Consider the following 19,703-nt stretch of genomic DNA (forward strand, 5'->3'; position numbering starts at 1 on the left):
CGCGACGGGAGGCGCGGCGCGGTGTCCGGCTATGCGTCGATCAGCTCGCGCAGCGCGCGCATCGCCGTGGCGTAGCCGCGCGCACCCAGCCCGGCGATCACGGCGGTCGCGACGGTGGACACCAGCGACTGGTGATAGATCGCGTCGCGCCGATGAATGTTCGAGATGTGCAGTTCGATCAGCGGCGCCCTGAACATCTTGAGCGCATCGAGCAGCGGGATCGACCGGAAGGTCAGCCCCGCCGGGTTGATGACCATGCCGGCCGCATCGGTGTCGATCGCCTCGTGGATCCAGTCCACCAGCTGGCCTTCGTAGTTGGACTGGCGGAACACGACATCGTCGCCGCCGGCCTCCGCGCGGCACATCGCCTCGATCTCGGCGAGCGTGGTGCGGCCGTAGATCTCGGGCTCGCGCCTGCCCAGGCGGTTGAGGTTCGGGCCGTTGAGGACATGGATGCAGCGGGGCAAGGCGGGGTTCCTCGATAGACGGCTCAGCCCTGGTAACCCATCTGGCGCGGCAGCCAGAGCACCAGGTCCGGCACGAAGGTGATCAGCATGAGCGCGGCGATCATCGCGACAATGAACGGGATGGTGTCGCGCACCACGGCCGTCAGCGGCGTGTCCGACAGCTTCGCCACGATGAACAGCAGCAGCCCGTAGGGCGGCGTGATCAGGCCGAGCATGATGTTCACCACCACGACCACGCCGAAATGCACCATGTCCACGCCCAGCGCCTGCGCGGTCGGCACCAGTACCGGCACGACCACCAGCAGGATGGTGCTGCCTTCCAGCAGGCAGCCCAGCACCAGCAGGATCACGTTCACCACCAGCAGGAATTCCCAGCGCGACATCTCCCATCCGGCCAGGACGCCGCGGACGGTGTTGGGCACGTTCTCGCTGGTGATGACGTAGTTGAAGGCCAGCGCGCCGGCGATCAGCATGCCGATGGCGGCGGTGGAGCGCGCGCTTTCCGTCACCGCGGTCCAGGTCTGGCGCAGCGTCAGGCTGCGGTAGAACACGGCTGCGATCAGCCAGGCATAGGCTGCGGCGACCGCTGCGGCTTCGGTGGGCGTCATCACCCCGCCGTAGATGCCGCCCAGCAGGATCACCGGCATCAGCAGCGCCGGAAGTGCCTCCAGCGTGAGGCGTGGGAATTCGCGCAGCGGTACGCGCTCGGAGACCGGAAAGTCGTGGCGATGCGCCATCCACGAATTGATGCCCATCTGCGCCGCCGCCATCAGGATGCCCGGGACGACGCCGGCCAGGAACAGGAAACCGATCGACGCATCCGCGACCAGCGCATAGAGCACCATGGGGATGGATGGCGGGATGATCGGGCCGATCACGGCGGTCACCGCCGTCAGCGCGGCCGCGTAGCTGGGCGGATAGGCGCCGCCCTTGGTCATCATGTCGATCTGCACCTTGCCGCTGCCCGCGGCATCGGCGATGGCGGACCCGGACATGCCGGCGAAGATCACGCTCTGCACGACATTCACGTGGCCCAGCCCGCCACGGAAACGCCCGACAAGAAGGTTGCAGAACCGCAGCAGGCGGTCGGTCAGGCTGCCCGCATTCATCAGCCCGGCCGAGAAGATGAACAGCGGCACGGCCAGCAGCACGTAGCTGCCGTTCAGGCCGTTCAGCACCTGTTCGGCCGCCGTCGACATGTCCTGTCCGGACAGGCCCAGGTAGATGATGCTCGCCATGATCATGGTCAGCCCGATCGGCAATCCCATCAGGGACAGGCCGACCAGCGCGCCGAGCGCGAGGGTGAACGGGTCGTGCAGGTTCACGTGATGCCCCGCCCCGTGATGGACCGCCAGGCGATGGCCGCGTGCCGGATGATCATGGCGACGGCGAAGATCAGCCAGACCGAGTAGACCACGTCGAAGCGCAGGCCTAGATAGGCGCTGCGCTCGACCTTCATGAAGGTGACGTAGTCCACCATCGCCGGCAGCGACCAGGTGAAGACCGCGACGACGGCGACGGCCGTGATGGTGTCGCAGGCGCGCCGCACCCCGCCCGGCATGGCGCCGTAGAGCAGGTCGAAGCGGATCTCCTCGTCGTCGCGCAGCACCAGCCCGGCGCCCCACAGCACGCCCCAGAGCCAGGCGAAGGTCGACAGCTCCGCCGTCCAGCTGAGCGGCGCGTTCAGGACGTAGCGCGTGACGATCTGCAGGATGAAGGCGACGAACATCGCCACCAGCAGCGCCGAGAGAACGTCCTCAGCGCGCCGCCGGCCCCAGCCGAGAAGGCGGCGCGCCCGATCCATCCGGTCAGCGCACCGCGGCGATGCGGTCGAGGATGCCCGCCGGCCAGGCCTGCGACTGCGTCGACGCGAGGTAGCGCCGCTGCGCCTCGGCACGGAAGGCCGCGACGTCGGGCTCGTAGACATCGAGACCCTGGGAGCGGAAGAAGGCGACCATCTCCTGCTCCTGCGCCAGGTGCCGCTGCGTGCTGGCGTCGATCGCCTTGTTCGCCGCGGCCTGGATGGCGTCGCGCTGCGGCTGCGTCAGGCTGTCCCACAGGCGCGAGGAGATCGACAGCAGGTCGTAGGCGACCAGGTGGCTGGTCAGGACGAACTGCGTCGTCACCTCGTGGAAACGCATGGTGCGGCTGGTCGGCAACGGGTTGTCCTGGCCGTCCACCGTGCCCGACTGCAGCGCGGTATACAGCTCGGCGAAGGCCACGGGCGTGGGGTTGGCGCCGAGCGCCTCGCCGAGGAACTGCCAGGTCTCGCCCGGCGGCATGCGCAGCTTCATCCCCGCCATGTCGGCTGGCGTGTTGATGCGCTTGCGCGGCTTCAGATTGACGTGGCGCGTGCCGAAATACAGCGGGCCCAGCACATGCACGTTCAACTGGTCGCGCGCCATCCGATTGAACTCGGCGCCGACCGGCCCCGCGAAGACCTGGCGCATATGCGCGGCGTCGCGGAACAGATAGGCCGAGGCCATCACCGACCAGGCCGGGATCTGGCGCGAGAAGTCCTGCGGCGCGAGGTTCGCCATCTCGACATTGTTGCGCTGGATCGCGACGAGCTCCGTGCCCTGGCGGAACAGGGTCGCGTTCAGGTGCAGCTCGACATCGAACTGCGACTGCAGGTCGGCGGCGAAGCCGCGCATCGCCTCGGCACGGATGTCCTGGTCGGAGAAGACCGCGGTGAAGCGTATGCGCCGGCGCGCCTGGGCGCGCGCGGGCATCGCCGGCAAAGCCATGACCGCGGCGGCGGCGACGACGGACCGACGTCCGAAATGCATGCGCATGGGCGTTTCCTTCCCTGAACCTTGGTTGAGGGGACGCTAGGCCCAGCGCGCCATCCGATCAATAGAGGTTTCGCATTATCTAGGAGATTTCGAGGAATACCGGGTATTGCGACCAGCCGCGTCGGTCGCCGATACTGCCGCGGCCGGAAAGCCCGGCTGGAGGCGCGAAATGGCGCGCGCGGCGCATGAGCATGGTGTCGAGGAAACCGCCGGCGATGCCGCCTATCGCCGCATGCGCGCCGATGTCGTGCTGGGGCGGCTCGCGCCTGGGCGCAAGCTCGGGCTCGACGGGTTGCGCGCGATCTACGGCGTCAGCATCGGCACGCTGCGCGAGGCGCTGAACCGCCTGGCCGCCGAGGGCCTCGTGCAGGCCCAGGGCCAGCGCGGCTTCGCCGTGGCCCCGGTTTCCGCCGAGGATTTCCGCGAAGTCGCCGAATTGCGCCTGCTGCTGGAATGCGAGGCCATCGTGACCTCCTTCGCCGCCGGCGACCTGGACTGGGAAGGCCAGGTCGTCGCGGCGCATCATAAGCTGGCGGTGCTGGAACGCCGCCTGCTGGCGGGCGCGCCGGCGGATCCATCCCTGTGGAAGCACTACGACCGCGAATTCCACCACGCGCTGATTGCCGCCTGCGGGTCGCGCACGCTGCTCGAGACCTACGCCGCCGCCTATGACCGCTTCCTGCGCTACCAGATGGTCGCGGTGGTGTTCCGTGGCGCGGTTGCTGCCGAGCAGCACGCGGCGTTGCTGGCAAGCGCTCTGGCACGCGATGGCGTGCGCGCCTGCCGCATCCTGCACGCCCATGTCGAAGGCTGCGTCGACCACGTGGTGCGTGGCAGCGCGCTGGCGCCGTTCCTGGCCGGAGCACGGCCGGCGCGCCCGTCGCCGGACCCTGCACAGCCCGCACGGCGCGCCCGGTGACGGCAGCGTCGATACTCGCCGATGGCGAGGCCGCCAGCGAGCGCGCATGGCGGCTGATCCGCGCCGACATCCTGCGCGGCACCCTGGCCCCCGGCCAGAAGCTGAAGCTGGAGGGCCTGCGGGATGCCTACGGCGTCGCGGTCGGCACGCTGCGCGAGAGCCTCAGCCGGCTGATTGCGGAGCGCCTGGTGGTCGCGGAAGGCCAGCGCGGCTTCGAGGTCGCGCGATTCTCGGCACGCGAATTGCGCGAACTGGCGGGCCTGCGCCTGCTGCTGGAAGGGCACGCGCTGGACCACGCCTTCCGCGCCGGCGACATGGAATGGGAAGGGCGCGTGGCCGCCGCGCATCACAAGCTGTCGCAGATGGAGCAGCGCCTGGGCGATGGCGACGCGGGTGCCATCGACGCATGGCGCCGCTTCGATTCCGAATTCCATCGCGCGCTCATTGCCGCCTGCGGGTCGCGCACGTTGATGGCGACGCATGCGACGGTCTTCGACCGCTACCTGCGCTACCAGAACCTCGCGCTCGGCTTCCGTGGCGCGATCGCCGTCGAGGAGCACGCGGCGCTGCGCGACTGCGCGATCCGCCGCGACGCGGCGCGCGCGCGGGAGATCCTGGCGGCGCATATCCTGGGCGGCGTCGACCATGCGCTCGCGAGCGGGGCGGTGTGAACTGACCGCCGCACGGCTCAGCCGCGCAGGCGCCACACCTGCCGGATCGCGATGGCAACGGCCAGCAACGCCGCCGAGGCCGCCAGCATGGACTGCCCATGGGTCGGCGCCGGTGCCGGATGCGGCGCGGCGACCACGCGGTGTGGCGCGACCTCCGTGGGCTTGGCCGCGACCGGGCTGGCCTGCCGCGACCCCTCGCGGCTGGCCCAGGCCCGGGTGAACTCCGCGCCGAGCAGGAAGATGATCGACGAATAGTAGATCCACACCAGCACCGCCGCGAGCGATCCCGCGGCGCCGAAGCTGCTGGCGACACCGGCGCCGCCGATGTACAGCCCGATCGCCGACTTGCCGAGCGTGAACAGCGTCGCGGTCACCAGCGCGCCGACCACGACATCGCGCCAGGCGATGCGGCGATCGGGCAGCAGCTTGTAGATCGCCGCGAACAGCAGCGACAGCAGCGTGAGCGAGATCGTCGCATTGGCGATCTCCAGCAACAGCGCGCCGCCCGGCAGGCGCGTGGTCATCCACGTTCCGATCACGGCGATCGCGGCACTCGCCACCAGGGAGGTCAGCAGCAGGAACCCGGTCGCCGCAACCAGCCCGATCGCCGCGGCCTTGGCGCGGATAAGGCGCGACAGGGTGCCGTGCGGCGGCACCTCGGTCTTCCAGATGGCGTTGAGCGCGGACTGGATCTCGCCGAAGGTGCCGCTGGCCGTCAGCAGCAGCAGCCCCACGCCCATCGCGCCCGCCACCAGCCCCGACCCGACATCGCCGGCGCCGCGGATCGCGGCCTCGACGGCGCCAGCGGCCTCGGTGCCAAGCAGGCCGCGCAGCTGCTCCTGCACGGCGCCGCGCACCGCTTCCTCGCCGAAGGCGGCGCCGGCGATGGCGATCGCCACCACCAGCAGCGGCGACAGCGAGAACAGCGTGAAGTAGGCGATGGACGCCGCGCGACTGAGGCATTCGTCGGCGATGAAGCCACGCGCCATGTCCACGAGCACGGCCTTGAGGCGCCCCAGTGTCATCGATCCATGCCTGTTGTCCTGATCCCGCAACGCAGGGCGGGACCCAGGGTTGCGCGCCTTCGGGGCACGCCTTGGCATTCTGCCGTGGCCTTGGGCATCGGCCAGGCGCGCCATGGCGCGATTCGCGATGAGCGGGGCTTGCCTGCCCGGTGCCCGGCGGTCTCAGATGCGACAACGTCATCCGTTCCAGGGAGAACCGCCATGGGTTTTCGCCGCCTGCGCGCCGCCTTTCTCGCCGCTGCCGTCGCCACCCTGCCGGTGTTCGCGGGGCCTCTTCCGGCCGCGGCGCAGCAGCGCCCGCTGGTCTGGGGCGATACCCTGCCCGCGACGCTCGATCCGCACGCCATCTTCGATGTGCCGAGCCAGTTCGTGCTGCTCAATGTGTATGACGGGCTGTACCGCTACCAGGCGAACCCACCGCAGCTCGTGCCCTGGCTTGCGGCGAGCCACACCACCAGCGCCGACGGCCTGACCTGGGATTTCACCCTGCGCGAGGGCATCACCTTCCACGACGGCAGCGCCATGACGGCGGAGGATGTCGTCTATTCCTTCCGCCGCCTGCTCGCGATGAACCGCGCGCCGGCGGCCGCCTTCGCACCCGTGCTGCGGCCGGAGAACGTGACCGCGCCCGCGCCGCGCAGGGTGCGCTTCGTGCTGTCCAGCCCCTATGCGCCGTTCCTCTCGGCGATCCCGCTGGTCGCGATCGTGAACCAGCGCGCCATCGCGCCGCATGTCGCGAACAACGACTGGGGCGCGGCCTGGCTTGCGGTGAACGGCGCGGGGTCGGGTGCCTATCGGGTGGATCCCGCGAGCTACCAGGCGCGGGTCTCGCTGGACCTGGCGCGCTTCCCGCAGCACTTCATGGGCTGGGCGCACAACCAGCGGCCGATCGACACGGTCCGCGCACGGCCGGTGATGGAGACCTCCACCCGCGTGCTCGCGCTGCTGCGCGGCGAGATCGACGCGACCGATTCCTACCTGCCGACCGACCAGGTGGAGCGCGTGGACCGCAACGCCCGCACGCGCGTCGCGCGAGACGAAAGCATGCGCGTCTTCATCATCCGCATGAACAACCGCAAGCCACCCTTCGACAACCGCGACGCTCGGCTGTGCTTCGCCCATGCCTTCAACTACCAGGGCTTCAACGACGTGATCCTGAAGGGGCTGGTGGTGCGCAATGGCGGGCCGAACCCGAACAACCTCTGGGGCAATCCGCCGGACCTCGTGCCCTATGCCTTCGACCTGAACCTGGCGCGCCAGCACTGCGACCGCGCCCGCGCGGCCGGTGCGCCGATCGGGCGCGAAATCGAAATCCACGTCCAGAACGAGCTGGAACAGACGGTGCAGGCCGCGCAGATGTTCCAGGCCGACCTGCGCCGCGTCGGCATCAATCTGCGGATCGTGCCGAACACCTGGGCCGGCATCACCGGCGCCACCGGCCAGCCGCAGACCACGCCCGACATGTGGGTGCACTGGGTTTCGACGTACTTCGTTGATCCTGAGAACTGGATCGGCCAGATGTACGACAGCCAGTTCCACGGCACCTGGAAGGCCAGCGCCTGGTATACGAACGGCGAGGTGGACAGCCTGCTGCGCCGTGCCCGCGCCAGCCTCGATCGTGCGGAGCGTGAGCGTTTGTACCAGGCGGCGACGCGCCAGGTGGTCGCCGACAGCCCGGATATCTGGGTCTACAACACGCTGAACCTGCGCGGCCTTGCGCGCCGGGTCGAGGGCTACACCTTCTCACCCGTCGGCTCGGGCGGTGAACTGCGGCTGATGTCGCTGGCCAACTGAGTGGCGCGCTACATCCTGAAACGGCTGCTGCTGGCGCTGCCGGCGCTGCTGGGCCTGGTGGTGCTGACTTTCGTGCTGTCGCGCGTGGTGCCGGCCGATCCCGCCGCGACATTGGCGGGCGATGCCGCCACCCCTGCGCTGATCGCCGAGATCCGCGCGCAATACGGGCTCGACCGGCCGATCCTGGAGCAGGCGGTGATCCATCTGCGCCAGGTGCTGACAGGGGATTTTGGCCGCAGCGTCTTCTCGGGGCGGCCGGTGGCGGAGGAGATCCTCCAGCGCCTGCCGGCCACGCTGGAACTCACCTTCGCCGCGCTGTTCATCGCCACGGTGCTCGGCATTCCGCTTGGGCTCGTGGCGGCGCTGCACCACAACGGCGTGGTCGACAATCTGGTGCGCGTGCTGTCGGTCGGTGGGCTGGCCATCGCCTCCTTCTGGCTGGCCATCATGCTGCAACTGGTCTTCTCGATGGAGCTCGACATCCTGCCGCTGCGCGGGCGCGTCGATGTCGCGCTCGGCATGCCGCCGCGCGTCACCGGCTTCGTGCTGGTCGACAGCCTCGTCGCCGGCCGGTTCGACATCTTTCTCGATGGCTGCCGCCACCTGGTCCTGCCGGCCATCACGCTCAGCCTGCCGGGGCTTGCCACCATCGCGCGCTTCACGCGTTCGGGCGTACTTGAGACCCTGCAGAAGGACTTCGTCCTCTATGCCCGCGCCGCCGGCTATGGCCGCGTGCGGCTTGCCGCGATCTACGTGCTGCGCAATGCCGTGACGCTGGTGGTCACGCAGGTCGGCCTGCTGTTCGGCGCGCTGATCTCAGGCGCGGTGGCGGTCGAGGCGATCTTCGACTGGCCGGGCCTTGGCACCTACGCCGTGCAGGCGATCCTGTCCGCCGACTACAAGGCGCTGCTGGCGGTCACGCTGGTGGTCGGCGTGGTCTATGCCGTGGTGAACGTGCTGGTGGACGTGGCGCAGGTGGTGATCGACCCGCGCGTGGCGGAGGAAGGGCGTTGACGGCGCTGCGCCTGCTGCTGCGCGACCGCGTCGCCGCCTTCGGCGGGCTGATCGTGCTGTTCGCGCTGGTGGTCGCGATCTTCGCGCCGTGGATCGCGCCCTACCCGGACGACGCCTTCGAGAGCCACATCATGCAGCGGCTGCGGCCGCCATCGGCGGAGTTCCCGTTCGGCACCGACAATCTCGGCCGCGACATCCTCTCGCGCGTCATCCTCGGCACGCGCAATGCGCTGCTGGTGGCGGTCGCGGTGGTGGTGGCAGCGATGGCGATCGGCGTGCCGATCGGCCTCGCGGCCGGCTGGCGCGAGGGCTGGCTGTCCGAGACGCTGATGCGCGTGACGGATGTCTTCCTTGCCGTGCCGCAACTGATCCTGGCGCTGGCGCTGGGCCAGCTGATCGCGCCGGGCATCGGCGCGGCGATGGTCGCGCTCGCGCTGACCTATTGGCCGTTCTTCGCGCGCACGGTCTTCGCCGAGACGCGCCGCCTGCGCAGCGCGCTGTTCGTCGATGCGCTGGCCGGCATCGGCGCAAGCCCCACGCGCATCCTGCTGCTGCACGTGCTGCCCAATGCCGCGCCGGCGGTGCTGGTGCGCGCCACCATTGGCATGGGCTTCACCATCCTGACCGCGGCGATCCTGGGGTTCCTCGGCGTCGGCGCCGCGCCGCCGTCGCCCGATTGGGGCCTTGCGGTGTCCGAGGCGCGGCAACACCTGCCCGAGGCCTGGTGGTTCCCGACCTTCCCGGGCCTGGCGATCCTGCTGCTGGTGCTGGGCTTCAACCTGCTGGGCGATGGGCTGCGCGACGCGGCCGATCCCCGCCTGCGGCGATCGCGCCGATGAGCACGCCTGTCCTGCAGGTCGACGGTCTCGCCGTGCATCTGCGCGGCGAGGGCGGCCTTGCGCGGATCCTCGACGATGTGGCGCTGACCGTCCCGCGCGGCGGCACGCTCGGCGTGGTGGGCGAGAGCGGCTGCGGCAAGTCCACGCTGCTGCGCGCCATCCTCGGCATCCTGCCGCGCGGTGCCGAGACACCCAGCGGAGCGATCCTGTTCGAGGGCCGGGACATCCTGTCGGACGACGGGGCCTCCGCGCGCGGCCGGATCGGCTTCGTACCGCAGGATCCCTACCTCTCGCTCAACCCGGTGTTCCGCGCCGGTGACCAGATCCTCGAGATCATGCGCCGGCACGCTCCGGGTTCGCGCCGGGACCACCGCGACCGGCTCATCGAGCTGTTCCGCGCCGTGCAATTGCCGGACCCCGAGGGCGCGCTGCGGAAATACCCGCACCAGTTCTCGGGCGGGCAACGCCAGCGGCTGCTGATCGCCGCGGCACTGTCCTGCGATCCCGCGCTGGTCGTGGCGGACGAACCCACCACCGCGCTGGATGTCACGACGCAGCGGGAGATCCTGGCGCTGCTGCGCGCACTGGTGGCGGATCGCGGGCTGTCGCTGCTTTTCGTCACGCATGATTTCGGCGTGCTCGCCGCGATCTGCGCGGATGTTGCCGTGCTCTATGCGGGGCGGGTGGCGGAGGCGGGGCCGACGCGTGCCGTGCTCGATGCGCCGCGGCATCCCTATACGCGCATGCTGCTGGCCTGCCATCCGGACCGGGCGACGGATCTCGCCGGCATACCGGGTACCGTGCCGGCTGCGACAGCGCAGCCGCAAGGGTGCCGGTTCCATCCCCGCTGCCCGATCGTCCAGCCCGGCTGCGCGGCACAGGCGCCGCCGATGGTGGCGCTCGGCGCAGGGCGTGGGGTGGCGTGTCCGTGGCACGAGGTCGCCCTTGCCTGAGATCCTCGGCGCCACGGATCTTGTCGTGGAACTCGGCGCAGGACGCGGGTTGCTGCGCCGGCGGGCCGGCGTGCGCGCGGTGGACGGGGTCGACATCTCGGTCGCGGAAGGCGAGACCTTCGGCATCGTCGGCGAGAGCGGCTGCGGCAAGACCACGCTCGCGCGCGCCCTGCTCGGCCTGCAGCGCGAATCCGCGGGCGAGATCCGCCTCGAAGGCCGCGCCGTCTCGGGCCTCCACCCGCGTGCGGCGCGCCGCGTGCGGGACGCGGTGCAGTATGTCCACCAGGATCCCGGCGCGGCGCTCGACCCCTGGTGGCGCGTCGGCGCGACGCTGGCCGAAGGCCTCGCCATCCATGGCCTCACCGACCGCGCCGAACAACGCGCGCGCATCGCCGAGACACTTGCCGCCGTCGGCCTCGATGCAGCCATGGCGGACCGCTATCCGCACGAACTCTCCGGCGGCCAGCAACGACGCATCGGGCTCGCGCGCATCCTGCTGCTGCGGCCCAAGGTGGTGATCCTGGACGAGCCCACGGCGGGTCTCGACCTGTCGGTGCAGGCCGCGGTGCTGCGGCTGCTGCGCGACCTGCGCACGCGCTTCGGGCTGACCTATGTGTTCATCTCGCACGACCTGTCCGTGGTGCGGCGCGTCTGCGACCGTGTCGCGGTGATGTATCTTGGACGCGTCGTGGAACACGGCAGCGCGGCGACGCTGTTCGCCGAACCGCGCCACCCCTACACGCGCGCCCTGATCGCCGCCGCGCCGCATCTCGATGGGCGCGAGAGCGGTCCGTCCCTGCCGGGCGATCCGCCCAGCCTGCGCGCCGTCCCGCCCGGCTGCCGCTTCCACCCCCGCTGCGCGGCGGCGGCGGCAGGCTGCGCCCAGCGCGACCCCGTGCTGGAGGAGGCCGGCGCCGACCATGCCGTCGCCTGCCTGCGCTGGCGCGACCTCGATGCCGCATGAAGGCCCGCCGATGACACGCTGCGACCCCGTCACGCTCGAGATCATCCGCGGCGCCGCGCGCGCCGCGCAGGCGGAAATGGAGGCGCTGCTCGAACGCACCGCCATGTCCGCCTTCATTCGCGAGAAGAAGGATTTCTACACCGCGCTGTTCGATGCCGACGGCGCCATGGCGGTGGGCAGCGACCTGCCGATCTTCGGCGACATCGTCGGCCCGGTCGCCGAGCATTTCCCGATCGAGACCATGCGCGAGGGCGACCTGTACTGGTACAATGACTGCTACGGCAGCCGCGGCGCGGTCTCCCATTCCAACGACCAGGTCTTCCTCGCTCCCGCCTTCCACGACGGGCGGCGCATCGGCTTCGTGATGGGCTGGGCGCATTTCTCCGACATCGGCGGGCTGCGCCCCGGTTCGATCAGCCCCGATGCCACCGACCATTTCCAGGAAGGCATCATCGTCCCGCCGGTGCGCCTGGTGCGCGACGGCGAGACCAACACCGACCTGCTGCGGACCTTCTGGCGGAACAGCCGCTTCCCGACCCAGTCGCAGGGCGACACGAGCGCGCTGATGGCAGCGGTGCGCCTCGGTGAGCGGCGCCTGGTGGACATGGCCGCCCGCTTCGGGTCCGCGGTGGTTGCGGATGCCTTCGCTCAGCTGCTGTCGCGCACGGAAGCCACCGTGCGCGCGCAGCTCAAGGCGATCTTCCCGATCGGCACCACGCGCTTCGCCGACACCATCGACAGCGACGGGCAAGGCAACGGGCCGTTCACCCTGCGTCTCGCGCTGACGCGCACGCCCGATGATCGCTTGATCTTCGACGCCACCGAGACGGACGACCAGGCGCCCGGACCGGTCAACCTGCTCATGCATCCCGATGTTCCAGGGATGGCGCTCGGCCTGTACGTGCTGCAGGACCATCCGGCCCAGGTGCTGAACGCCGGCGGCCCGCGCGCCATCGACGAGGTCCGTCTGCGCGAGGGTTCGCTGCTGGCGCCGCGCGCGCCCGCGCCGCTCGGCCTGCGTGGGCTGACGATGATGCGCCTGCTGGCGGCGCTGCATGGCCTGGTGGCGGTGGCGCGCGGCGGCAACGCGCCGGCCGCGCATTCCGCCTATGTGGTCATCGCGCTGCGTGGCACCGCCGATGGCCGCCGCTTCCTGTTGAGCGACGGCATCGGCGTGGGCTACGGCGCGCGCCCCTTCGCGGACGGCACCGACGCGGTCTACTTCGTCGCGCAGGAGAACTACCCGGTGGAGTTCATGGAACTCACCTACCCCGTTCGCCTGCGCGGCTATGCGCTCAACCCCGATTCCGGCGGCCCGGGTCGCTTTCGCGGGGGCTGCGGCGTGGTGCGCGAGTTCGAGGTGATGGCCGATGAAGCGATGCTCGCCGTGCGGATCGACAGCGTGAAGAACCCGCCCTGGGGTGTCGCGGGCGGCATGAACGGCGGTTCCGGGCGCGCCGTGGTCAACCCCGGCACGCCGCGGGAGCGCCTTCTCGCACCGCTCTCCGACGGGACCATGCTCAAGAAGGGCGACGTCTTTCGCATCGAGACCGGCGGCGGCGGCGGCTGGGGCGACCCCCTGGAACGGCCGGCCGACGATGTGCTGGCCGATGTCCGCGGCGGCTTCGTCAGCATCGAGGCCGCTGCGCGCGACTACGGCGTGGTGATCCGCGCCGGCGCGATCGACGCCGCCGCAACCGGTGCGCAGCGCGCCAGGCGCCGGCCGACCGCGCTGTTCCATCGCCGGGAGTACCGCGATGCCGTCGCCTGATGCCGCGGCCGGATCGCCGCTGATCGTCGCCGTCGATATCGGCGGCACCTTCACCGACATCACCCTGCAGGACATCGCGACCGGCGAGGCCTGGACCGCCAAGACCCCCTCGACCCCGCGCGACCCGTCCGAGGCCTTCATCACCGGCATGCACCTGGCACTGGCGACGGCGCGCCGCGATGCGCAAGACATCGGCCGCGTCCTGCATGGCACCACCGTCGCCACCAACCTCATCCTGGAAGGCCGCACCGCGCCGACCGCGCTGCTGACCAATGCCGGCTTCCGCCACGTGCTGGAGATCGGCCGCGCCGACCTGCCGCGCCGCGACAACCTCTGGGCCTGGGTCAAGCCGCGCCGACCCGTCCCGCCCGCCCTGGTGTTCGAGGCAGCGGGCCGCATCGGCGCGGACGGCACCGAACTCGCGCCGCTGGACGAGGCCGCCGTGCGCGAGGCCGCCCGCGCGGCGCTGGCGGCCGGCGTCGCGGCGCTGGCGGTCTGCTTCCTGCACGCCTTCGCCAACCCGGCGCACGAACGCCGCGCGCTTGCGATCCTGGCGGAGGAAGCACCAGGGCTGGCGCTCAGTGCTTCCGTCGACGTGCTCCCGGTCGTGCGTGAATACGAACGCAGCATGGCGACCGTGCTGAACGCCGCCGTCATGCCGGCTGTGTCGACCTACATCGCGCGGCTCGAATCACGACTGGCGGAAGCCGGCATTGCCGCGCCGCTGCTGCTGATGAAGTCGAATGGCGGCGTCGCGGGCGCCGGCTCCATCCGCCGCGCGCCGGCGCAGACCGCCTTGTCAGGGCCTGCCGCCGGCGTGGTCGGCGCGCGCGCCGTCGCCGCGGCCGCAGGGGTGGCGAACCTGATCACCGTCGATATCGGCGGCACCAGCGCCGACATCTGCCTGATCGCCGGCGGCGAGATCGGGCTGACGCAGACCGGCCGCGTCGGGCCCTGGCCGCTGTCGCTGCCGATGGTCGACATGGTGACGATCGGCGCCGGTGGCGGCTCGCTCGCGCGGGTCGGTGCCGATGGCGCGCTGACCGTCGGCCCGCGCAGCGCCGGCGCCGAGCCAGGCCCGGCCTGCTACGGTCGTGGCGGGACGCAGGCGACGGTGACCGACGCGCATGTCGTGCTCGGCCAGCTGCCGCTGTCGCTGCTGGGCGGGCGCATGGCGCTCGATGCGGCGCTGGCGGAAGCCGCGGTGCGCGGTGTCGCGGAACCGCTGGGGCTCGACCTCGCGCAGGCGGCGCGCGGCATCCTCGCCATCGCCGACAACAACATGGTCGGCGCCATTCGTGTCGTGTCGGTCGAACGCGGCCACGATCCGCGCGACTTCACGCTGGTGCCCTTCGGCGGCGCCGGGCCGCTGCATGGCTGCGCGATCGCCGAGCTGCTCGGCATCACGCGCGTGCTGGTGCCGCCATCGCCGGGGGTGCTCTGCGCGCAGGGATTGCTGGCGGCGGATCTGAAGGCGGAGTTCACGCGCAGCGTGGCGCAGCCGCTCGAAAGCGCCGACCTGGCGCGCCTGGAACAGGCCTTCGATGACCTCGAGCAGGATGCAGCCGCCTGGTTCGACCGCGAGACTGTCCCGCCGGCGGATCGCCGCGTCGAACGCGTCGCGCTGATGCGCTACGAGGAACAGGGCCATGAGCTCGCGATCCCGTGGCGGGTCGCGGACCCCGCCGCACTCGGCGAAGCCTTCGCCACCGCCCATCGCGGCCTCTATGGCTTCGACCTGCCGGGTGTCGCCATCGAGGTCGTGACGCTGCGCGTCGAGGCCTCCGGCCTGCTGCCGGCGCCGGCGCCGACCGAACCGCGCGGCGGTACGGCCGCCGATGCCGTGATCGGACGCCAGCGCATCCTTCTGCGGGACGCCGCGGTCGATGCGCCGGTGTATGAACGCGCGCGGTTGGGCACCGGTGCCAGCTTCGCCGGCCCCGCCATCGTCACGCAGCTGGATGCAACCACGCTGGTCGGCGTGGGCTGGACGGCGCGGATGGACGCCTCGGGCGCCTTGATGCTGGAGCGTGGCTGAGCGCAGCGACGGTGGCATCCTGGCGCGGCCGTGGCATTCTCCCCCGGCGCCCGGCGCGCGACCGGCAGGAGCACCCCCCGTGACACCGACGACATCGGCCAGCACCGCTTCCATCGCCGCGCGGCGCGCGGCATGACGGCGATCGCGCAGCGCGGCCTTTCCCGCCGCCGGGTCGAGGACGACCGCTTCCTGCGCGGCCTCGGCCATTTCATCGAGGACATCGACACGGCCGGCGCGCTGCACGGCGTCATGCTGCGCTCGCCGCACGCCCATGCGCGGATCGTCGCGATCGATACGGCTGCCGCGCGCGCCATGCCCGGCGTGCACGACATCATCGTTGCGGCCGACCTGCGGGCCGAAGGCCTCCATCCGATGCCTTGCGTCGCCAAGGTCGCGACGCTGGAACCGCTCATCATCCCGCCGCGCCCCGCCCTGGCCGAGGCGCGCGTCCGCCATGTCGGCGATCCGGTCGCCTTCGTGGTGGCGGAGACGCCGGCGCAGGCGCGCGATGCCGCCGAGGCGATCGAGATCGATTATGAAATGCTGCCCGCCGTCACCGACGGGGCCGCGGCGCTGCGACCCGATGCGCCGGCACTGTGGGACCAGGCGCCCGGCAATCTGGCCTTCCGCTTCCAGAAGGGCGACGCGGCCGCCGTCGAGGCCGCCTTCGCGCGCGCCGCCACCATCGTCTCGCTCGACCTGGTGAACAACCGCGTCACCGCGGCGCCGATGGAAGTGCGCGCCGCCATCGCGACCTGGGATCCCGCGACGCAATCCTTCCTGCTGGAGGTCACCGGCCAGGGCGTGCACGGCATGCGCGACCAGCTCGCCACGGTGTTCGGCATGCCGCGCGACCGCATCCGCGTCGTGGCGCCCGATGTCGGCGGCGGCTTCGGCGCCAAGAACTTCATCTTCCCGGACTATGTGCTGACGATGCTCGCCGCCCGGCGCCTCGGCCGGAAGGTGCGCTGGGTGTCGGAACGGACGGAGGACTTCCTGTCCACCGTGCATGGGCGCGACAACCGCACCCATGCGCGCCTCGCGCTCGATGCCGATGGCCGCTTCCTCGCGCTGCATGCACAGACGGTGGCGAACATGGGCGCCTACCTGTCCGGCAGCGGGCCGGGCAGCTCGACGAATTCGCCCGGCACGGCGATGGGCGGGCTGTACGACATACCCGCGGTCTTCATGGATGTACGCGGCGCCTTCACCAACACCGTGCCGATCGACGCCTATCGCGGCGCCGGCAAGCCCGAGGCGAACTACGTCACCGAACGCCTGGTGGATCTCGCGGCGCGGCGCCTGGGCATCGATGCGGTGGAGCTGCGCCGGCGCAACCTGATCGCATCCTTTCCGCATCGCACTGCCATGGGCATGACGATCGATTGCGGCGAGTTCCGCGCGAATCTCGATCGCGCCATGACGGCCGCGGATGTCGCCGGCTTCGCGCAGCGGCGCGCGGAGTCCGAGGCGCGCGGGAGGCTGCGCGGGCTCGGCATCGCGCATTTCATGGAGACCTCGCGCGGTGCACCCGGCGAATGGGCCGCGGTGCGCTTCGGCGCCGATGGCACGGTGGCGCTGGCGCTCGGCACGCAGTCGAACGGGCAAGGACACGAGACCAGCTTCCCGCAGGTTGCCGCCGACCTGCTGGGCCTGCCCATCGGCATCTTCCGCCTGGTGCAGGCCGATACGCGCGATGTCGCGCGCGGCCATGGCCATGGCGGTGCGCGATCGCTGCACATGGGCGGCGAGGCGCTGGTGCGCGCGATCGACCTGGTGCTCGCGAAGGCGCGTTCCCTGGCGGCGCAGCTGCTGCAGGCGCCCTCGGCATCGCTCGGCTTCGCCGATGGGCGGTTCAGCGTGGTGGACGACGCGGCGGGGCGCGGCGTGGCGTTGCTCGACCTCGCGCGTGAAGCGCCTGGTGTGCTGGATGCCGAGGTCGACAGCGACCTGGACCTGGTCACTTTTCCCAATGGCTGCCAGGTGGCGGAGGTCGAGATCGACCCCGAGACCGGCCAGGTGAAGCTCGATCGCTACACCGCGATCGACGACTACGGCGTGCTGATCAACCCCATGCTGACGATCGGCCAGGTGCAGGGTGGCCTCGCGCAGGGCATCGGCCAGGCGATGTTCGAGGAAGTGTCCTACGATACGGAGTCGGGGCAGATCCTCGCGGCGTCGCTGATGGATTATTGCCTGCCCCGCGCGCAGGACCTGCCGCCGCTCGATGTCACCTGCATCGAGGTGCCGACGGGGTCGAACCGGCTCGGCGTGAAGGGGTCTGGCCAGGCGGGGTGCATCGGCGCGCCGCAGACAGTCATCCATGCGGTGCTCGATGCGCTGGCGCCGTTGGGGATCGAGACGATCGACATGCCGGTCACGCCGAACAAGGTCTGGGCCGCGATCCGGTCGGCGCGGTAGAGCATCATCCGTTCAAACGGAGTCGTTTGGACGGGTAACGATGCTCGCAAGAACAATGACCTAGAGCCGTCTTAGTGAGCCAAAGCGAACGGCAACGGCGCTAGGCTGAATCGACATTGGCTTGAAGCGGCTACGGCGGGGTGTGATTCATCGCTGGGCGGTTCTGGGTGGGATCCGCGCGGCGATGGTGAAGCGATACGAACCGATGGACCGGCCGTGGTTGGCGATGCGCGACCTGCTACCGGGCAAGCCCGATGACCGGGGGCGGACAACCGCGCCTACGACGCACGCAGCTTTCGCGAGACCATCGAGGCCATCAGCGCAGAACCGGTCATCCCGCCCAACCCGACCCGCAAGCATCCGGCATCCTACGACCGCCTGCGCGAGCTCGACCGCAATCGCATCGAGCGCCTCGTCGGCCGCCTCCAGCGCTTCCGCCGCATCCCTACCCGTCACGACCGGCGCGCCGCATCCTTCCTCGCCGCCATCCACCTCGTCGCACGCATCGAATGGATGACCTGAAGGTCGATTCAGCCTAGTCGCTCGCCGCGCCGCTGGCCCAGGGTTCTGCCACGAAGACCGCATTCGCATAGGACAGGCCGCGCATCGACGTGTTGGTCTGGAAGTTCATCCGCCCGCCCGGGAACAGCTGGTACAGGCCGTAGCCGAAGGCGAACATGAACTCCGCGACCCGCGCATAGGGCACGTGGAAGGGGCCGTCGGGCACGATCCCGACCTCGACGATGACGAATTCGGCGCGCCGGTCCGCGATCATGCGGTGGAAGCCCGCCAGCACTTCGAGGTCGTGGCCCTCGGTGTCGATCTTGAGGATGTCGAGCCGGTCGATGCCCTGCGCGGCGCAGAAGACATCCCCGGCGACGAGTTCGACCTCCTCGACGTGCTTCTCGGTGCCCGGCTGGCGCAGGATCCGGTTCATCGGGCTGCCGGGCTTGGCCAGCATCGACACCCGCCCCGGGCGCGCGCCGAAGGCCAGGCGGTGCAGCGTCAGTGCCGGATCGCCGGCGGTGTTGGCGCGCAGCTTCTCGAAGGTCGAGCGGATCGGCTCGAAGGCATCGATGACGGCATCGGGCCAGGTCGCGCGCAGCTCCCGCACCGTCTGGCCGACATTGGCGCCGATGTCGAAGATGCGCGCCGGTGCGAAGCCGGGGTGCTCGCGGGCGATCCGGCGGTACAGGTGCATCGGCGATCTCTCCTTGATGGCGCGGCCGGCCCCGCGTGCCGTGCCGCCGCCCCGCTCAGGCCGGGGTGTAGAGGAAGTCGGTCGGTGACAGCGTCTCGGCCTGGCGGTAGCCCAGGGCCTGCATCGCCGCGTCGCCGGGTTCGTATTCGCCCTGCGCCGGGCGCAGCTCGATCCAGATGGTCGGCCGATGCCGGGCGATGGTCTCGCGCGCGCCGTCCAGCATCGCGACCTGGCTGCCCTCGACATCGATCTTGAGGAAGTCGAGCCGGTCGAGACCGAGCTGGTCGAGCGTCATGACCGGATACGCCGACCCGGCGCCGAGGTCGAAGCTCGATGCCGCCATGTTGCCGGTGCCGTAGTTCGCGAGGGAGGCGCTGCCCGGCCGCGCGCCCAGCGCCGCGTTGTGGCAGCGCACCTGCGTGAGGCCGTTGAGCTCGACGTTGCGCTGCAGGACCGGGAAGATGGTGCGCAGCGGCTCGAAGGAATCGATCCGGCCGGCGCGGCAGACCAGCCCGAAGAACAGCGTGTGGTTGCCGATATTGGCGCCGGCATCGACCACCGCGGCGCCGGGCGGGATCAGCGGCTGGACACGGCGCAGCAGCGCCATCTCGAACAGGTTCGACGTCGACAGGATGTAGCGCTGCACGATGTCCGTCGTCGCATAGGGCAGGTGCATGCGGAACAGCGTGTCGAGCACCGGGAATTCCAGGACCCGGTCGGGGCCGAGCGCCTGGTACAGCGTCACGAGGCGCAGTTCCTCGAGCCGGCGGTTCATCGCCTTGAACTTCAGCTCCAGCTCGGCCGACATGTCGCGGCGCTACCCTTTCAGGA

General features: G+C 70.7%; 17 protein-coding genes and 1 pseudogene. 11 read left to right on the top strand and 7 right to left on the bottom strand.

Going from position 1 to position 19,703, the window contains the following annotated elements; all coding sequences use genetic code 11:
* Positions 1 to 29: 29 nt before the first annotated feature.
* From LQ222_RS09835 to dctP, 4 genes are read right to left on the bottom strand one after another with little or no spacing between them, the layout of a single operon-like run.
* Positions 30 to 467: a type II 3-dehydroquinate dehydratase gene (locus LQ222_RS09835; RefSeq protein WP_230166116.1), complete on the bottom strand. Its 438-nt coding sequence runs from the start codon at positions 465 to 467 to the stop codon at positions 30 to 32.
* Between the two features lie 23 nt (positions 468 to 490).
* Positions 491 to 1,792 (bottom strand): TRAP transporter large permease, encoded by a 1,302-nt coding sequence (locus tag LQ222_RS09840; RefSeq protein ID WP_230166117.1) that lies wholly within the window; start codon positions 1,790 to 1,792, stop codon positions 491 to 493.
* Positions 1,789 to 2,271 carry a TRAP transporter small permease gene (locus LQ222_RS09845; protein ID WP_230166118.1) on the bottom strand — a complete coding sequence of 161 codons (483 nt, stop codon included), beginning with the start codon at positions 2,269 to 2,271 and terminating at the stop codon, positions 1,789 to 1,791. The genes LQ222_RS09840 and LQ222_RS09845 overlap by 4 nt, the downstream gene beginning before the upstream one ends.
* Positions 2,272 to 2,275: 4 nt before the next feature.
* Positions 2,276 to 3,262 carry a TRAP transporter substrate-binding protein DctP gene (dctP, locus tag LQ222_RS09850; RefSeq protein ID WP_230166120.1) on the bottom strand — a complete coding sequence of 329 codons (987 nt, stop codon included), beginning with the start codon at positions 3,260 to 3,262 and terminating at the stop codon, positions 2,276 to 2,278.
* Between the two features lie 169 nt (positions 3,263 to 3,431).
* On the opposite strand from dctP, the gene LQ222_RS09855 reads away from it, so the two are divergent.
* Positions 3,432 to 4,181, top strand: coding sequence for a GntR family transcriptional regulator (locus LQ222_RS09855; protein ID WP_230166122.1), 750 nt, complete (start codon positions 3,432 to 3,434; stop codon positions 4,179 to 4,181).
* A complete protein-coding gene (locus LQ222_RS09860) occupies positions 4,178 to 4,852 on the top strand; it encodes a GntR family transcriptional regulator (protein WP_230166124.1) in 675 nt (224 codons plus the stop codon). The genes LQ222_RS09855 and LQ222_RS09860 overlap by 4 nt, the downstream gene beginning before the upstream one ends.
* A gap of 17 nt (positions 4,853 to 4,869) precedes the next feature.
* Here LQ222_RS09860 and LQ222_RS09865 read toward each other — a convergent pair whose 3' ends face one another.
* Positions 4,870 to 5,877 (bottom strand): YihY/virulence factor BrkB family protein, encoded by a 1,008-nt coding sequence (locus LQ222_RS09865; RefSeq protein ID WP_230166125.1) that lies wholly within the window; start codon positions 5,875 to 5,877, stop codon positions 4,870 to 4,872.
* Between the two features lie 201 nt (positions 5,878 to 6,078).
* On the opposite strand from LQ222_RS09865, the gene LQ222_RS09870 reads away from it, so the two are divergent.
* The 9 genes and pseudogenes from LQ222_RS09870 to LQ222_RS26365 form a co-directional block, all read left to right on the top strand.
* On the top strand, positions 6,079 to 7,671 hold the full coding sequence (locus LQ222_RS09870) for an ABC transporter substrate-binding protein (protein WP_230166127.1): 1,593 nt from the start codon (positions 6,079 to 6,081) through the stop codon (positions 7,669 to 7,671).
* The gene (locus tag LQ222_RS09875) at positions 7,672 to 8,685 is read left to right on the top strand and encodes an ABC transporter permease (RefSeq protein ID WP_230166128.1); all 1,014 of its coding nucleotides are present in this window, start codon (positions 7,672 to 7,674) and stop codon (positions 8,683 to 8,685) included.
* Positions 8,682 to 9,524, top strand: coding sequence for an ABC transporter permease (locus LQ222_RS09880; protein ID WP_230166129.1), 843 nt, complete (start codon positions 8,682 to 8,684; stop codon positions 9,522 to 9,524). The genes LQ222_RS09875 and LQ222_RS09880 overlap by 4 nt, the downstream gene beginning before the upstream one ends.
* Positions 9,521 to 10,477, top strand: a complete 957-nt coding sequence (locus LQ222_RS09885) for an ABC transporter ATP-binding protein (RefSeq protein ID WP_230166130.1) — start codon at positions 9,521 to 9,523, stop codon at positions 10,475 to 10,477. Before LQ222_RS09880 ends, LQ222_RS09885 begins: the two co-directional genes overlap by 4 nt.
* A complete protein-coding gene (locus tag LQ222_RS09890; RefSeq protein ID WP_230166131.1) occupies positions 10,470 to 11,441 on the top strand; it encodes an ABC transporter ATP-binding protein in 972 nt (323 codons plus the stop codon). Before LQ222_RS09885 ends, LQ222_RS09890 begins: the two co-directional genes overlap by 8 nt.
* Before the next feature lie 10 nt (positions 11,442 to 11,451).
* Positions 11,452 to 13,212, top strand: coding sequence for a hydantoinase B/oxoprolinase family protein (locus tag LQ222_RS09895; protein ID WP_230166132.1), 1,761 nt, complete (start codon positions 11,452 to 11,454; stop codon positions 13,210 to 13,212).
* On the top strand, positions 13,199 to 15,250 hold the full coding sequence (locus tag LQ222_RS09900) for a hydantoinase/oxoprolinase family protein (RefSeq protein WP_230166133.1): 2,052 nt from the start codon (positions 13,199 to 13,201) through the stop codon (positions 15,248 to 15,250). The genes LQ222_RS09895 and LQ222_RS09900 overlap by 14 nt, the downstream gene beginning before the upstream one ends.
* Before the next feature lie 30 nt (positions 15,251 to 15,280).
* Complete coding sequence (locus tag LQ222_RS09905; RefSeq protein WP_230166134.1) at positions 15,281 to 17,671, top strand: xanthine dehydrogenase family protein molybdopterin-binding subunit; 2,391 nt, start codon at positions 15,281 to 15,283, stop codon at positions 17,669 to 17,671.
* A gap of 285 nt (positions 17,672 to 17,956) precedes the next feature.
* Positions 17,957 to 18,193: pseudogene (locus LQ222_RS26365) on the top strand (IS5/IS1182 family transposase); the annotation flags it as partial.
* 13 nt (positions 18,194 to 18,206) lie between these two features.
* Here the strand turns inward: LQ222_RS26365 and LQ222_RS09910 are convergent.
* Together LQ222_RS09910 and LQ222_RS09915 are read right to left on the bottom strand one after the other, a co-directional pair.
* The gene (locus LQ222_RS09910) at positions 18,207 to 18,872 is read right to left on the bottom strand and encodes an FkbM family methyltransferase (RefSeq protein ID WP_230166136.1); all 666 of its coding nucleotides are present in this window, start codon (positions 18,870 to 18,872) and stop codon (positions 18,207 to 18,209) included.
* 55 nt (positions 18,873 to 18,927) lie between these two features.
* The gene (locus tag LQ222_RS09915) at positions 18,928 to 19,680 is read right to left on the bottom strand and encodes an FkbM family methyltransferase (protein WP_230166138.1); all 753 of its coding nucleotides are present in this window, start codon (positions 19,678 to 19,680) and stop codon (positions 18,928 to 18,930) included.
* Positions 19,681 to 19,703 lie beyond the last annotated feature (23 nt).

The organism is Roseomonas sp. CECT 9278 (assembly GCF_918698155.1).
Lineage (GTDB): Bacteria > Pseudomonadota > Alphaproteobacteria > Acetobacterales > Acetobacteraceae > Neoroseomonas.